Genomic DNA, 14,205 nt, shown 5'->3' on the forward strand with positions numbered 1-14,205 from the left:
TGGCAACGATGGCTTTTGTGGCGAGGGAGCTTGCTCCCGCCCGGTTGCGCAGCGACCGCAACATTTGTGGGGCCGCTTCGCAGCCCAGCGGGAGCAAGCTCCCTCGCCACGGGGTGGTGTGTTACAGGTTACCCAGCCTTCTCATCCCGCCCACGCAGCAAGCGATTGGGCATCGCCACCGCAGCCGCCAGCCCCAACAGCGATACCGCCGCGCTGATCAACAGCAAATGCCGGAATGTCGCCTGCAATGCCTGGCGCAAGGCGTTCTGGGCCTCGCCCGGGGCGGCGTTGAGGCCGTCCAGCAAGACGTTGCCGGCATGTCCTTCACCGATCAGCGACGCGCCGGCGAGTTGGGCCAGGCTTGAGTCCTGCAGCAAGGCCAGCAGCAAGGCCGACATCAACGCCACGCCCACCGCGCCGCCAAGGGAACGGAACAGGTTGGTGGTGCTGGTGGCGACGCCGATGTCCTGTTGGTGGACGGAGTTCTGCGAACCCACCAGCGACGTGGGGAACTGCATGCCGGAGGCGATGCCGCTGAGCAGCATGAACAGGCTGCTGAGCCAGAACGCGTCAGGCGCAGTGAAGGCCATGCCGAGGATGGCGAAGGGAAAGAGCAGGGCACCGCTCAGGATCATCGGCTTGTAGCGCCCCGTGACCGAGGTCCGGCGGCCGGCGAAATACGCACCGATCGGCAGCCCTATCGCCAGCGGCAACAAGTGCAATGCCGCACTGTCGGCACCGGCGCCGGTCACGCTCTGGAAGCGCAATGGCACCAGCACCGTCAGGGAAATCGCCTGGAAACTGGTGAAGAACACCGTGCACCAGCACAGCACCGCGCTGCGGTTGGCGAACAGGTGCATCGGCAGCAACGGTTCCCGCGCCCGGCGCTCGTACCAGGCGAACGTCCCCAGGGCTATCCCCGCGCAACCCAGCAACCCCAGCACTTCACGGCTGTGCCAGGCATGGCCCTGGCCGACCTCGGTGATCCCCAGCAGCAACGCCGTCAGGCCAATGATCAGCAACACGGTGCCCAGGTAATCGATGATCGGCGTGCGTTGCGGTACTGGCAGCCCCACCAGGGTGCGTCGGGCCACCCACCAGGCCGTGAGGCCCAGTGGCAGGTTGATCCAGAACACCCAGCGCCACGACAAGTATTCGGTCATGTAGCCACCGAGCACCGGCCCGGCCACGCTGGCTACCGCGTACATGCTGCTGAAATACCCTTGGTAGCGGCCCCGCTCGCGGGGCGGGATGATGTCGCCGATGATCGCCTGGCTCACCGAAATCATCCCGCCAGCGCCGATGCCCTGGACGATCCGCGCCAGCACCAGTTGCTCCATGTTTTGCGCCAGGCCACAGAACAGCGAGGCCAGGGTGAACAGGCCCATGCCGAACAGCATCAACGGCCGGCGTCCGTAGAGGTCGCCGAGCTTGCCGTAGATGGGCACCGCTACGGTCATGGCGACCATGTAGCCGGAAATCACCCAGGCCAGCAGGCTGACGTCGGCAAATTGTGCGGAAATGGCCGGCATCGAGACGGCGACGATGGTCTGGTCCAGCGCGCCCAGGAAAATCGCCAGCATCAGGGCCACCAGCACGCTGCGGATGGCCGGTTTCGGGGCTTGGAGTGTATTGAGCTGAGTCACGGCAGAACCTGCGGGCATTGCGCCGAAGAGGCGAATGGGACGAAGCCCGCAGTTTAAGTCGGTAGGCGGCTATTCGATAGCCTCGTAAGGAAGTCCGACGTAATTTTCCGCAATGGTTTTTCGGCCGGCCTCGGAGTCGAGGAAGTATTCGAGCTCGGCTTCGCTGATGCGCTGGTTGAAGGCATCGTCGTCGAAGCGGTGCAGCATCGAAGTCATCCACCACGAGAACCGTTCGGCTTTCCAGACGCGCCGCAGGCAGATGGCCGAATATCGCTCCAGCAAGTCCACACGGCCGTCGCGATAGACCTTGAGCAGGATGTTGAACAACGTGCTGACATCGCTGGCGGCCAGGTTCAGCCCCTTGGCCCCGGTCGGTGGGACGATGTGCGCCGCGTCGCCCACCAGGAACATCCGCCCGTACTGCATCGGCTCGACCACGAAGCTGCGCAGCGGCGCGATGCTTTTCTCGATGGACGGGCCGGTCACCAAGGCTTCGGCCAGGTCGGTGGGCAGGCGGTTTTTCAGTTCATGCCAGAAACGCTCGTCCGGCCAGTCGGCCACTTGCTCCTCGGCGGGGACTTGCAGGTAGTAACGGGTGCGGGTCTTGGAGCGCATGCTGCACAGGGCAAAACCGCGGGCGTGCCGAGCGTAGACCAACTCTTCGTGAACCGGCGGGGTATCGGCCAGCACGCCGAGCCAGCCAAACGGGTAGACGCGCTCGAAGACCTTGAGTTTTTCCGCCGGAATGGACTGTCGCGCCACACCGTGGAAACCGTCGCAACCGGCAATGTAGTCGCAGTCCAGGCGCAAGGTTTGCCCTTCATGCTCGAAGGTCACGAAAGGGTGCTCGGTTTGCATGTCGTGGGGCTGGGCGTTGCTGGCCAGGTACAACGTGCGGGCGCCGGCGGCTTCGCGGGCGGCCATCAGGTCACGGGTCACTTCGGTCTGGCCGTAGACCATGACGTTTTTACCGCCAGTCAGGCCCTTGAGGTCGATGTGCACCCGCCGATCGTTGAGCACCAGTTCAAAGCCGTCATGGGGCAGGCCTTCGGCGTCCATGCGTTGGCCGACGCCAGCCTGGCGCAGCAGTTCGACCATGCCTTGCTCCAGCACCCCGGCGCGGATGCGGCCCAGTACATAGTCCGGGGTCTGGCGTTCGAGGATGACAGTGTCGATGCCGGCGTTGTGCAGCAACTGGCCGAGCAGCAGGCCAGAGGGGCCGGCGCCGATAATAGCGACTTGGGTCTTGAGGGTTTTCATTGTTCTTATGACTCGCACGAAGCACGCGACCAGGGTCGGTGTTGATTATTAGAAATCGAGTGCCTACATTTTTCGCTTGCGGACCTGTCAGTTGAAGGGGAAAACTGAGCCGATACCTGTACTTTCTGCCAATTGGTGCGATTATCGCCCGCAACCCCAGGCCCGGATCCACGTTATGAAAAAACCTGACCTGCCTTCGATCCCGGTGTTCAAGCTCTACGGTGAGAGCCAGGAATGGCCGACCCCGGACCTGCTGCACTGCGAAACCATCTCCAAGCGCAGCCGCGAGCATCACTGGGAAATCAAACCCCATCGGCACGCCGATCTGTGTCAGTTGTTGTTTGTCTTCAAGGGCCAGGCGGAACTGGAAATCGAAGGCCGGCGCACGCAGCTCACCGAGCCGGCCGTGCAGATCCTGCCGCCGCTGTCGGTCCATGGCTTTCGTTTTTCCGAGGATGTGGAAGGTTACGTGGTGACCCTGGCGGCGCCGCTGGTCACGCACCTGCAAGCGCAACTGGGGCATTCGGTCAATGTGCTGGCCCAGGCCGAAAGCTACCCCGCCCTCGAGAATGCCGAGTACCTCAACAGCCTGTTCAGCGCCCTGCAGAATGAATACATGGGGCATCAGCCGGCGCGGGAAATGCTGATGCATGCACTGGTCAGCGTGATCATGGTCTGGGTCAGCCGCCAGGTGATGCAGCGACACACCCAGGCCCAGCGCCCGCAACGGGCCCGGGAATACCTCAACGGGTTCATTCAGTTGGTGGAAGAAACCTATCGCGAGCACGTCAAGGTCGAAGACCTGGCCCATCGCCTGGGCATTTCCGTGTCGCACCTCAACGGCACCTGCCGGGAACTGGCGGGGCAACCGGCGTTGCAGATCATGCACGAGCGCCAGTTGTTGGAAGCCAAGCGCCTGCTGACCTACACCGGCATGACCATCTACGAGATTTCCGAACTGCTCGGTTTTTCCGACCCGACCAACTTCACCCGGCTGTTCCGCCGGCGCGTCGGCATCTCGCCCAAGGCGTTCCGGGACCGGCTCAAGACCGATCAACAGGACGACTGACCACGCCTCAGCGCAGGGCGTTCAGGGTTGCGCTGTGGGGGATGCAGCGTTCGAAGTTGCAGCTGGCGTATTCACGGGGCAGTTGCCTGGCCTGCTCGACCCGGTAGGCCGCAGTGCCATACAGCGCAAGCGTGGCGGCGCAGGTGACGAAAATGGCGAGGCGTCTTCTTGTTTTGATGTTCATGGCGGTGACCTCTGAACGAATACCCGGGGGTACTACTTTCAGCATAGGTCAGCCGTGGCGGGTTGCCAGCCAGACAGTGAGTGTGTTTAACCCACTGTTCAGAACACTGATAGCCCTTGTGGGAGCGAGCTTGCTCGCGATGAGGGTGGGTCAGTCACTATGTGTGTTGGCTGATCTACCGCTATCGCGAGCAAGCTCGCTCCCACAGGGGATTGGGGTGGTCTTTTAGCCGGGTTATGCCAGGTGTTCCGGCTTCATCGGATCGCCCGGCTTGACGTCCAGTTGCTTGCGCACGTCTTCGAACATTTCGTCGTAGTACTTGTGCATCGAGCCGATGCTGGCGGTCTTGGGCAGGCCGTATTTCTGGGCGATGCGCGTGGCGTGGCGGGCGAAGTCGAAGGCCTGGTCCTTGGCCAGGAAGAAGGTCTCGTCCAGAGACTTGTCCTCCACCGTGCCATGCACCCGGAACGACATGCCGCTGCCTTCCTTGGGGTCCTGCGCAACCTCGTAGTCGATGCACAGGTTGTAGTTGAAATCTTCCTTGGTCAGCGCATGGCGTTCCATGTGCAGGTGACCGGGTTCGAACATGGCCATAAACGACTCTCCTCGAAGGCATGGGTGTAGGGCAGACCCCGGATCCACCCTGCAAGTTTCCTGTTATCGATAAGTGATGCCCGCTGTGGCCGTGCTGATGCGAGTGCCGGCCTGGCCCTGGACGATAGCATCGATGTCCGACAGCGACCCGATCACCGCGACCTTGCCCGTGTTGCGCGCGAACTCGCAGGCCGCCTGCACCTTCGGCCCCATGGAGCCGGCGGCGAAGCCGAGCTTTTCCATTTCGTCGGGGTGGGCCTGGACGATGGCTTTCTGGGTCGGCTTGCCGAAGTCGATGAACGCGGCGTTGACGTCGGTGGCGATCACCAGCAGATCGCTTTCCAGCTGTTCGGCCAGCAGCGCCGAGCACAGGTCCTTGTCGATCACCGCTTCCACGCCTTGCAGCTTGCCGTCGGTGTCGTACATCGTCGGAATGCCGCCACCGCCGGCGCAGATCACGATGCTGCCTTTTTCCAGCAGCCATTTGATCGGGCGGATCTCAAAGATGCGCTTGGGCCGTGGGCTGGCGACCACACGGCGGAACTTGTCGCCGTCCGGGGCGATGGCCCAGCCTTTCTCGGCAGCGAGTCGTTCCGCGTCCGCTTTGCTGTAGACCGGGCCGATGGGTTTGGTAGGGTTCTGGAAGGCCGGGTCGTTGCCATCCACTTCGACCTGGGTCAGCAGCGTGGCGAAGGGGACTTCGAAGTCCAGCAGATTGCCCAGTTCCTGTTCGATGATGTAGCCGATCATGCCTTCGGTTTCGGCGCCGAGCACGTCCAGCGGATACGGCGTGACCGCGGTGTAGGCCGCCGCCTGCAACGACAGCAGGCCGACCTGCGGGCCGTTGCCGTGGGCGATGACCAGTTGGTTGCCGGGGTGGATCTTGGCGATCTGTTCGGTCGCGGTGCGGATGTTGCTGCGTTGGTTGGCAGCGGTCAGGGGTTCACCCCGACGCAGGAGGGCGTTACCGCCCAGGGCAACGACGATGCGCATGGTGTTGTCCTTCTAAAAAATGGACGAACAACGCGGTCCCTTGTGGGGGCGAGCTTGCTCGCGATAGCGGTGTGTCAGTCGACATCAATGTTGCCTGTTCCTGCGCCATCGCGAGCAAGCTCGCTCCCACAAGGGAACTGCGTTGGTTTCAGATATCCGCCAGCGCCGACACCAGGATCGCCTTGATGGTGTGCATGCGATTCTCCGCCTGTTCGAAGGCGATGTTGGCCGGGGACTCGAACACCTCCTCGGTCACTTCCACGCCATTGGCCAGGTTCGGATAGCGGGCGGCGATGTCCTTGCCGACCTTGGTTTCGCTGTTGTGGAACGCCGGCAGGCAATGCATGAATTTCACCCGTGGGTTGCCCGAGGCTTTCATCATTTGCGCGTTGACCTGGTAAGGCAGCAACTGCTCGATGCGTTCATCCCAGGCTTCCACCGGTTCGCCCATGGACACCCAGATATCGGTGTGGATGAAGTCCACGCCCTTGACCGCTTCTTTCGGATCCTCGGTGATGGTGATGCGCCCGCCGCTCTCGGCGGCGAAGGCCTGGCACTGGTCGATGAAGTCCTGGTGCGGCCACAGGGCTTTCGGTGCGCCGATGCGCACGTCCATGCCCAGTTTGGCGCCGATCATCAGCAGCGAATTGCCCATGTTGTAGCGCGCGTCGCCCAGGTAGGCGTAGCTGATGTCATGCAACGGCTTGTCGCTGTGCTCGCGCATGGTCAGGGTGTCGGCGATCATTTGGGTGGGGTGGAATTCGGCGGTCAGGCCGTTGAACACCGGCACGCCGGCGAACTTGGCCAGCTCCTCGACGATCTCCTGTTCGAAGCCCCGGTACTCGATGGCGTCGAACATCCGCCCCAGGACCCGGGCGGTGTCTTTCATGCTTTCCTTGTGGCCGATCTGCGACGACACCGGGTCGATGTAGGTGACGTGGGCGCCCTGGTCATGGGCTGCGACTTCGAAGGCGCAGCGGGTGCGGGTCGAGGTTTTCTCGAAGATCAGCGCGATGTTCTTGCCCTTGAGGTGCGGTTGTTCTGTGCCGGTGTACTTGGCGCGCTTGAGGTCGCGGGACAGGTCCAGCAGGTAGTGCAGCTCGCGGTTGGTGTGGTGCATCAAGCTCAGCAGGCTGCGGTTGCGCATGTTGAAAGCCATGATATGGATCTCCTTGGGTTTCGGTTATCCCCTGGGCGGATATCGGATCGATACCGGCCCAGGCTCAAAGGTCAGTAGTCGATCGGGTCGCGGATGATCGGGCAGGTCATGCAGTGGCCACCGCCGCGGCCGCGGCCCAGCTCGCTGGCGCTGATGGTGATGACTTCCACCCCGGCCTTGCGCAGCAGGGTATTGGTGTAGGTGTTGCGGTCGTAGCCGATCACCACGCCCGGCTCCACGGCCACCACGTTGTTGCCGTCGTCCCATTGTTCACGCTCGGCGGCGAAGCTGTTGCCGCCGGTTTCCACCACGCGCAAGGCCGGCAGCTTGAGGGCAGCGGCCACGGTGTCGAGGAAGCTGCCTTCTTCGCGGCGCACATCGATGCCGCCGGGCTTGCTCTCGTCAGGGCGCAGGGAGAAGGCGACGATCTGGCTCACCACTTCCGGGAAAACCGTGACCAGGTCGCGGTCGCAGAAACTGAAGACGGTGTCCAGGTGCATGGCGGCGCGGGACTTTGGCAAGCCGGCGACGATGACCCGCTCCACGGCCTTGTGCTTGAACAGGTTCAGTGCCAGTTGGCCGATGGCCTGGCGGGACGAGCGCTCGCCCATGCCAATCAACACTACGCCGTTGCCAATGGGCATCACGTCGCCGCCTTCGAGGGTGGCGTTGCCATGCTCCTGGTCCGGGTCGCCGTACCAGATCTGGAAGTCAGCCTGGGTAAACTCGGGGTGGAATTTATAGATGGCGCTGGCGAGCAGGGTTTCCTGGCGCCGCGCCGGCCAGTACATCGGGTTCAGGGTCACGCCGCCGTAGATCCAGCAGGTGGTGTCGCGGGTGAACTGGGTATTGGGCAGCGGCGGCAGGATGAAGCTGGAGTGCCCGAGGAAGTCGCGGAACATCTGGATGGTCTTGCCACCGAAGCTGTCCGGCAGGTCGTCGGCCGAGACGCCGCCAATCAGGAACTCGGCGATATGGCGTGGCTCCAGGCTGCGCAACCAGGAGCCGACTTCATTCACCAGGCCCAGGCCCACCGAGTTGGCGGTGATCTTGCGCTGCAGGATCCAGTCCAGGGCTTCGGGGATGGCGACGATGTCGGTCAGCAGGTTGTGCATTTCCAGCACGTCGATGCCACGCTCGCGCATCTTGGTGACGAAATCGAAATGGTCGCGCTTGGCCTGGTTGACCCAGATCACGTCGTCGAACAGCAGCTCGTCGCAGTTGTTCGGGGTCAAGCGTTGATGGGCCAGGCCTGGGGAACACACCATGACTTTACGTAATTTACCGGCTTCGGAATGAACGCCGTACTTCACTTTTTCCGTGGTCATTACAAATCCTCCCGTTAAAACAATCAGCCAGCTACAAGGTCAGGAAGCCGTCGTAGAGCCCATAGGCGGCCACCAGGGCGCCTGCGATCACTGCGGCGAAAATCAGCTTCTCGACAGAGGTGAAAACCGGTTTGCCCAACTCGTGCTTGGCCTTGGCGAACAGAATCGCGCCGGGGGCATAGAGCAGGGCGGAGAGCAGCAGGTACTTGATCCCGCCGGCATACAGCAGCCACACCGCGTAGATCAGGGCGATGGCGCCGATGATCAGATCCTTGCGCCGCTCGGCCGCGAAGCCTTCGTAGGTCTCGCCGCGCACCGCCAGCAGCACGGCGTAGGCCGCCGACCACAGGTACGGCACCAGGATCATCGAGGTGGCGAGGTAGATCAGTGACAGGTAAGTGCTGGCCGAGAACAGGGTGATGATCAAAAACAGCTGGACCATCGCGTTGGTCAGCCACAGGGCGTTGGCCGGTACGTGGTTGGCATTCTCCCGGCGCATGAACTCGGGCATGGTGTGATCTTTGGCGGCGGCGAACATGATCTCGGCGCACAGCAGCACCCAGGACAGCAGGGCGCCAAGCAGCGAGATGATCAGGCCGACGCTGATCAGTACCGCGCCCCAGTGGCCCACGACATGCTCCAGCACGGCGGCCATGGACGGGTTCTGCAGCTTGGCCAGTTCAGGTTGGGTCATGATGCCCAGTGACAGCACGTTGACCAGCACCAGGAACAGCAGCACGGTGATGAAGCCGATGACCGTGGCCTTGCCCACGTCGGAGCGTTTCTCGGCCCGTGCCGAGAAGATGCTGGCGCCCTCGATGCCGATGAACACCCACACGGTGACCAGCATCATCTTGCGCACCTGGTTCATCACGCTGCCCAGGTCCGGGTTTTTCACGCCCCAGATGTCGGCGGTGAAGATGTCGAGCCTGAAGGCGAACACTGCGATCAACACGAACAGCAGCAACGGCACGACCTTGGCGATGGTGGTCACCAGGTTGATGAACGCCGCTTCCTTGATGCCGCGCAGCACCAGGAAATGCACCGCCCACAGCAATACCGAGGCGCCGATCACCGCGGCAACGGTGTTGCCTTCACCAAAGATCGGGAAGAAGTAGCCCAGGGTGCTGAACAACAACACGAAGTAGCCGACGTTGCCCAGCCAGGCGCTGATCCAGTAGCCCCAGGCCGACGAGAAACCCATGTAGTCGCCGAACCCGGCCTTGGCGTAGGCATACACGCCGCCATCCAGGTCGGGCTTGCGATTGGCGAGGGTCTGAAAGACAAAAGCGAGGGTCAGCATGCCGACAGCGGTAATGGCCCAGCCAATCAGCACCGCACCGACGTCGGCGCTGGCGGCCATGTTTTGTGGCAGGGAAAATATCCCGCCGCCGATCATGGAGCCGACAACCAGTGCAACTAGCGCACCCAGTCGAAGTTTTCCGGGGGTATCAGACATTTGCGAGACTCCAATGCAGGAGAAGAGAGTCGACAGAATAAGTCGATTTGAAAGTTGAATACCTGATCTGGATCAGTGCATGACAACATTCCATTGTTAATGAAGGAGTTGAGTGCTTTCCTTCACGTCCATAAGTTGCCAGAAGTCCCGTTTTAGAGGCTTCGGCAAGGTGTGGCGAGGCGGGTTTCATCCCGTAGGATTATTCACGCTAGTTGATTTTTACTGGATCGCAACTATTTTGTAGGTTGTTTTCATGACAGAAATAATCGTCTGGCGTGGTCTTTCTTATTGCTGTCCTGGACAATGGTCGGATTAATAATTCCTCGGACTTTGCGCGCGTGACGTTATTCAAAAACGTTATGTCGCATTATTTACTTAATGAGCGAGAAAGATGCCGCAGCCGATTGAAAAGTTACGACTCGGTGCGCTGGTGGCGCTGGTGGTGGGATCGATGATCGGTGGCGGGATATTTTCCCTGCCGCAGAACATGGCGGCCCGGGCCGACGTCGGAGCGGTGCTGATCGGTTGGGCCATTACCGCTGTCGGCATGCTGACCCTCGCCTTTGTCTTTCAGACCCTGGCCAATCGCAAGCCCGAACTGGACTCGGGTGTCTATGCCTACGCCAAGGCCGGTTTCGGCGACTACATGGGCTTCTCTTCCGCGTGGGGCTACTGGATCAGTGCCTGGATGGGCAACGTCGGCTACTTCGTATTGCTGTTCAGCACCCTGGGGTATTTTTTCCCGGTGTTCGGCCAAGGCAACACGCCGGTGGCCATCGCCTGTGCATCGTTGCTGCTGTGGGCGGTGCATTTCCTGGTGCTGCGCGGCATCAAGGAGGCGGCGTTCATCAACCTGGTGACCACCATCGCCAAAGTGGTGCCATTGGTGATGTTCATTGTCATCGCTGCGGTGGCGTTCAAGGTCGAGGTGTTCACCCGGGACATCTGGGGCGAGATGAACCCGGACCTGGGCAGCGTGATGGACCAGGTGCGCCACATGATGCTGGTCACGGTGTTCGTGTTCATTGGCATCGAAGGCGCCAGTGTCTATTCGGCACGGGCGGAAAAACGTGCGGATGTCGGACGGGCGACGGTGATCGGCTTCCTCGGGGTCCTGGCGCTGCTGGTGCTGGTGAACGTGTTGTCCCTGGGGATCATGACCCAGCCTGTACTGGCGCAACTGCAGAACCCCTCCCTGGCCGGTGTCCTGGAGCATATCGTCGGGCCTTGGGGCGCGTTGTTGATCAGCCTCGGCCTGGCGGTGTCGTTGTTGGGCGCGCTATTGTCCTGGGCGCTGTTGTGCGCCGAAATTCTCTATGCCACCGCCAGGGACAAGACCATGCCGGCGTTCCTGACCAAGGAAAACGCCAACCGTGCGCCGGTCAACGCGTTGTGGCTGACCAATGGCATGATCCAGTTGTTTTTGCTGATTACCCTGTTTTCCGCAGGCACCTATACCAGCCTGATCTACCTCGCGTCATCGATGATCCTGGTGCCGTACCTGTGGTCGGCAGCCTATGCGGTGTTGCTTTGCGCACGGGGCGAAACCTATGGGCAGGCCTCGGCCCGGCGCATGAAGGACCTGTGCATCGGTGGCGTTGCGCTGTGCTATGCGGTGTGGTTGCTGTATGCCGGCGGCGTGAAGTACCTGCTGCTGTCGGCGCTGTTGTATGCGCCGGGGGTGATCCTGTTTGCCCAGGCCAAGCGCGAGCAGCGCCAACCCTTGTTCACCCATGTGGAAAAAGGCGTCTTTGCCTGCGTGATGGCGGGGGCGGGGGTGGCGGCTTATGGGTTGTACGTTGGCGTGCTGGTGTTGTAAGGCTCGTGCGGTTCCCGTGGCGAGGGAGCTTGCTCCCGCTGGGCTGCTCAGCAGCCCCCAAAAAAACAGGGCTGCTACGCGCCCGAGCGGGAGCAAGCTCCCTCGCCACAGGCCTTCTTCACCACTGCGGGCGATGGGCGCCCAGTTCTGCCGCCGGCAAGGTCCATTGCAGGGGCGTCCCGGTGATTTTCAATGGCACCTGCAAGCGGTGGGCTGGCCCCCATGGCGTTTGTTCGACCACCAGGCCCTGATCATTATCGTCCTCGGCGCGCAATGGGGTCGGGTCCCCTGGGCCACGCTCGATCAACAGCTTCGCCGTGCGCGCCAGGGACAAGCGAGCCGAGCCGCCGTGCCCCCTCTCCAGGCGCCGGGTTAACAACACCAGGGCGCTGGCCGCCAGCAGATAGCCGGTGCCATGGTCCAGCGCCTGCACCGGCAGCGGTGTCGGTTTGTCGGTGTGTTTCCAACCCATGCCGGCTTCGGCAATGCCGCTGCTCATCTGCACCAGGCTGTCGAAGCCGCGCCGGTTCTGCCACGGGCCGCTCCAGCCGTAGGCGTTGAGGCTGACGTCGATCAGCCCCGGGGCCAGTTGTCGACGCTGTTCGGCGCCATAGCCCAGGCGTTCGAGAGCGTCGGCACGGTAGCCGTGCAGAAGGATGTCGGTGTTCTTGAGCAGTGCCTCGAACGCTGCGCGGTCGTCGGGCCGATGCAAGTCGAGGCGGGCGCAGCGTTTGCCCAGGGTGACTTCCGGGACCACGCCGGGTTCGTTCCAGGTCGGCGGGTCGATGCGCAGCACGTCGGCCCCCAGGCCAGCGAGGAAGCGGCTGGCGACGGGGCCGGCCAGCACGCGGGTCAAGTCCAACACCTTGAGGCCCGCCAGTGGCCGGGTCACGGAGCCGAGCCAGGGCTTGCGCTGTTCTGCAGTCGTTTCACTCAGATGCACCAGCGGTTCGGCATTCACCGCCATGCCTTGGGGATGGGCCTGCCAGGATTGCCAGGAGCGCATCTCGGCGGCGCAACCGCCGGCGTCGACCACGGCCTGTTCCAGCTCGGCCTTGTTCCAACGGGCTACCCTCGCCGCCATGTCGGCGCGGTCGGTGCAGGTGCCGAGGACTTTTTCCGCGGCCAGGCGATGATGCGGTGCGTTGGTGTGCAGGCGAATCCAGCCGTCGGCGCAGGCGTAGTCACCGGCCACCGGGTCCCACATTGGCGGCACGCTCCAGCCGATGGGGCGCAGGGAAGTGGCGAACCAGAACGACGCCAGGCGCCGGTCGACCTCGACGGGCGGAAGGCGGCCGGTGTGCAGATGGATGAGCGCGGCGGTCGCCTGGCCCGCCACGGCGATGCTGGCGCTGGCCAATTCCGTGACGGTGAACGCCGAGGGCAGGGAGCCTTCGCCGCTGAAGGTGATTGGGGTCGTGGGCAAGCCGAGTGCGGTTTGCATGGACGTGAGCAGATCTGACATCGAAAGCCCTCCAGTACGAGAGGGCGATCATAGATCAAAAATCCGTTGGGGGCCGCTTTGCGGCCCAGCGGGAGCAAGCTCCCTCGCCACGGGAATGGCCATGGATAGGTTCCGGCCGCGACCAGATCCACAGGTTGCCCAGGCCCATGCCCGCGAGCGCCAGGTAAACCGGCCAGCCGTGCTCGAGCATCACCAGCATCAGCCCGGCACACAGCAGCATGCTGACGGTGGCACCCACCTTGGCCCGGCGCGGGATGACCTTGCCGTTGCGCCAGTTGTGCAGCATCGGTCCGAACAACCGATGGTTCTCCAGCCAGGCGCTCAGGCGCGGCGAACTGCGGGTCGCGGCCCAGGCGGCCAGCAGGATGAACTCGGTGGTCGGCAGGCCGGGCACGACGAGGGCGACCAGGCCGATGGCCAGGCTGGTGTAGGCGAGCAGGGCGAAGAGCAGTTGGGTGAGTTTGGAGGGCGTGCGGCTCATGTACTTCTATCCGACATGCACTTTACCTTGTGGGAGCGAGCTTGCTCGCGATAGCGGTGTATCAGGCTACCAATAAGGTGGCTGACCATCCGCCATCGCGAGCAAGCTCGCTCCCACAGATCAAGCCGGCTCGGCCGCATAAGCTTGTTCCAGCAGCACGGTAAAGCGGTTGAAGGCGTCCAGCGCGCCTTTATCAGCTTCAGCTTCCTGCTGTTCGGTGAAGGCCAGGCCGTCGAGGGTGCGGGTGAAGGTTTTCCAGCCTTCGGCGCGCCCGCCGGCAGGCTCCGCCAGGTGCCGGGCGCCGAAGGTTTCGCTCAGCCCCAGGCCCACGGCACGCTTGATCAGGAACGCGGCGCCGAGCTTGGAACCTTCGGAGACGAACAACCAGCCCAGGGCTTCGGCCTGGGTCGGTTTGTTCACCGCACCGGCCACCGGCGCGGGGACTTCGGTGTCCAGGTCGGCGAGATCCGCCTTGGCTGCGTCGGCCCGGCAACGGGCCGGCAGGTCGGGAATCAGGGCGGACAGCTCGGCGTCGTTGTACAGCGCCACCAGTTCCGACTGGAACAGGTACTGGGCGACGACGAAACGGGCGAAGCTGGCCGGGGTTTCGAACGGGGCGTGGGCCTTGACCAGGGCGTCGAGCTTGCTGTGAGGCTCGTGGGTGATCTGGTTCAGGCGTTGGGAACGTGAAGCGGGACGCAGGGTATTCATGAAAAAAATCCTTTGAATGAGCACATTGTGGCGAGGG

13 protein-coding genes are annotated in these 14,205 nt (G+C 62.8%); 2 read left to right on the forward strand and 11 right to left on the reverse strand.

The genetic code is table 11. The annotated features are described in order from the left end of the window. Positions 1-128: 128 nt before the first annotated feature. Together J4E63_RS26555 and pobA are read right to left on the reverse strand one after the other, a co-directional pair. On the reverse strand, positions 129-1,664 hold the full coding sequence (locus tag J4E63_RS26555; protein WP_219738776.1) for an MDR family MFS transporter: 1,536 nt from the start codon (positions 1,662-1,664) through the stop codon (positions 129-131). Between the two features lie 51 nt (positions 1,665-1,715). Next, entirely contained in the window at positions 1,716-2,906 is a 1,191-nt protein-coding gene (pobA, locus tag J4E63_RS26560; RefSeq protein WP_207283786.1) for a 4-hydroxybenzoate 3-monooxygenase, read from the reverse strand. A 175-nt stretch (positions 2,907-3,081) separates the two neighbouring features. Between pobA and J4E63_RS26565 the strand changes: the two genes are divergently transcribed. Next, complete coding sequence (locus J4E63_RS26565) at positions 3,082-3,975, forward strand: helix-turn-helix domain-containing protein (protein ID WP_092203951.1); 894 nt, start codon at positions 3,082-3,084, stop codon at positions 3,973-3,975. A 7-nt stretch (positions 3,976-3,982) separates the two neighbouring features. On the opposite strand, the gene J4E63_RS26570 is transcribed toward J4E63_RS26565, so the two are convergent. The 6 genes from J4E63_RS26570 to arcD (J4E63_RS26595) all read right to left on the reverse strand — a co-directional run bounded on the left by J4E63_RS26570 (position 3,983) and on the right by arcD (J4E63_RS26595) (position 9,692). Beyond that, positions 3,983-4,159, reverse strand: coding sequence for a hypothetical protein (locus tag J4E63_RS26570; protein ID WP_162843733.1), 177 nt, complete (start codon positions 4,157-4,159; stop codon positions 3,983-3,985). Between the two features lie 234 nt (positions 4,160-4,393). Then, positions 4,394-4,753 carry a DUF5064 family protein gene (locus J4E63_RS26575; RefSeq protein WP_207283787.1) on the reverse strand — a complete coding sequence of 120 codons (360 nt, stop codon included), beginning with the start codon at positions 4,751-4,753 and terminating at the stop codon, positions 4,394-4,396. A 63-nt stretch (positions 4,754-4,816) separates the two neighbouring features. Continuing rightward, positions 4,817-5,746 carry a carbamate kinase gene (gene arcC / locus J4E63_RS26580; protein WP_207283788.1) on the reverse strand — a complete coding sequence of 310 codons (930 nt, stop codon included), beginning with the start codon at positions 5,744-5,746 and terminating at the stop codon, positions 4,817-4,819. A gap of 148 nt (positions 5,747-5,894) precedes the next feature. After that, a complete protein-coding gene (locus J4E63_RS26585) occupies positions 5,895-6,905 on the reverse strand; it encodes an ornithine carbamoyltransferase (protein WP_092166001.1) in 1,011 nt (336 codons plus the stop codon). 71 nt (positions 6,906-6,976) lie between these two features. Next, positions 6,977-8,233, reverse strand: a complete 1,257-nt coding sequence (gene arcA, locus J4E63_RS26590; RefSeq protein ID WP_060738884.1) for an arginine deiminase — start codon at positions 8,231-8,233, stop codon at positions 6,977-6,979. 31 nt (positions 8,234-8,264) lie between these two features. After that, entirely contained in the window at positions 8,265-9,692 is a 1,428-nt protein-coding gene (arcD, locus tag J4E63_RS26595) for an arginine-ornithine antiporter (protein WP_207283789.1), read from the reverse strand. A 391-nt stretch (positions 9,693-10,083) separates the two neighbouring features. Between arcD (J4E63_RS26595) and arcD (J4E63_RS26600) the strand changes: the two genes are divergently transcribed. Then, on the forward strand, positions 10,084-11,511 hold the full coding sequence (gene arcD, locus J4E63_RS26600) for an arginine-ornithine antiporter (RefSeq protein WP_207283790.1): 1,428 nt from the start codon (positions 10,084-10,086) through the stop codon (positions 11,509-11,511). Positions 11,512-11,629: 118 nt separating this feature from the next. Here the strand turns inward: arcD (J4E63_RS26600) and J4E63_RS26605 are convergent, their stop codons facing one another. From J4E63_RS26605 to J4E63_RS26615, 3 genes are all read right to left on the reverse strand, one after another. After that, positions 11,630-12,976: a CoA transferase gene (locus J4E63_RS26605; RefSeq protein WP_207283791.1), complete on the reverse strand. Its 1,347-nt coding sequence runs from the start codon at positions 12,974-12,976 to the stop codon at positions 11,630-11,632. Positions 12,977-13,010: 34 nt separating this feature from the next. Next, complete coding sequence (locus J4E63_RS26610) at positions 13,011-13,457, reverse strand: YbaN family protein (RefSeq protein ID WP_207283792.1); 447 nt, start codon at positions 13,455-13,457, stop codon at positions 13,011-13,013. Positions 13,458-13,577: 120 nt separating this feature from the next. After that, positions 13,578-14,168, reverse strand: a complete 591-nt coding sequence (locus tag J4E63_RS26615) for a biliverdin-producing heme oxygenase (protein ID WP_207283793.1) — start codon at positions 14,166-14,168, stop codon at positions 13,578-13,580. Positions 14,169-14,205 lie beyond the last annotated feature (37 nt).

The organism is Pseudomonas sp. FW300-N2F2 (assembly GCF_017351655.1).
GTDB classification, from domain to species: domain Bacteria; phylum Pseudomonadota; class Gammaproteobacteria; order Pseudomonadales; family Pseudomonadaceae; genus Aquipseudomonas; species Aquipseudomonas fluorescens_AA.

Bases quoted from the DNA above. Each gene is read 5' to 3' on its own strand.
- J4E63_RS26555 (WP_219738776.1), bottom strand. From the start codon at position 1,664: ATGCCCGCAGGTTCTGCCGTGACTCAGCTCAATACACTCCAAGCCCCG.
- pobA (WP_207283786.1), bottom strand. From the start codon at position 2,906: ATGAAAACCCTCAAGACCCAAGTCGCTATTATCGGCGCCGGCCCCTCT.
- J4E63_RS26565 (WP_092203951.1), top strand. From the start codon at position 3,082: ATGAAAAAACCTGACCTGCCTTCGATCCCGGTGTTCAAGCTCTACGGT.
- J4E63_RS26570 (WP_162843733.1), bottom strand. From the start codon at position 4,159: ATGAACATCAAAACAAGAAGACGCCTCGCCATTTTCGTCACCTGCGCC.
- J4E63_RS26575 (WP_207283787.1), bottom strand. From the start codon at position 4,753: ATGGCCATGTTCGAACCCGGTCACCTGCACATGGAACGCCATGCGCTG.
- arcC (WP_207283788.1), bottom strand. From the start codon at position 5,746: ATGCGCATCGTCGTTGCCCTGGGCGGTAACGCCCTCCTGCGTCGGGGT.
- J4E63_RS26585 (WP_092166001.1), bottom strand. From the start codon at position 6,905: ATGGCTTTCAACATGCGCAACCGCAGCCTGCTGAGCTTGATGCACCAC.
- arcA (WP_060738884.1), bottom strand. From the start codon at position 8,233: ATGACCACGGAAAAAGTGAAGTACGGCGTTCATTCCGAAGCCGGTAAA.
- arcD (WP_207283789.1), bottom strand. From the start codon at position 9,692: ATGTCTGATACCCCCGGAAAACTTCGACTGGGTGCGCTAGTTGCACTG.
- arcD (WP_207283790.1), top strand. From the start codon at position 10,084: ATGCCGCAGCCGATTGAAAAGTTACGACTCGGTGCGCTGGTGGCGCTG.
- J4E63_RS26605 (WP_207283791.1), bottom strand. From the start codon at position 12,976: ATGTCAGATCTGCTCACGTCCATGCAAACCGCACTCGGCTTGCCCACG.
- J4E63_RS26610 (WP_207283792.1), bottom strand. From the start codon at position 13,457: ATGAGCCGCACGCCCTCCAAACTCACCCAACTGCTCTTCGCCCTGCTC.
- J4E63_RS26615 (WP_207283793.1), bottom strand. From the start codon at position 14,168: ATGAATACCCTGCGTCCCGCTTCACGTTCCCAACGCCTGAACCAGATC.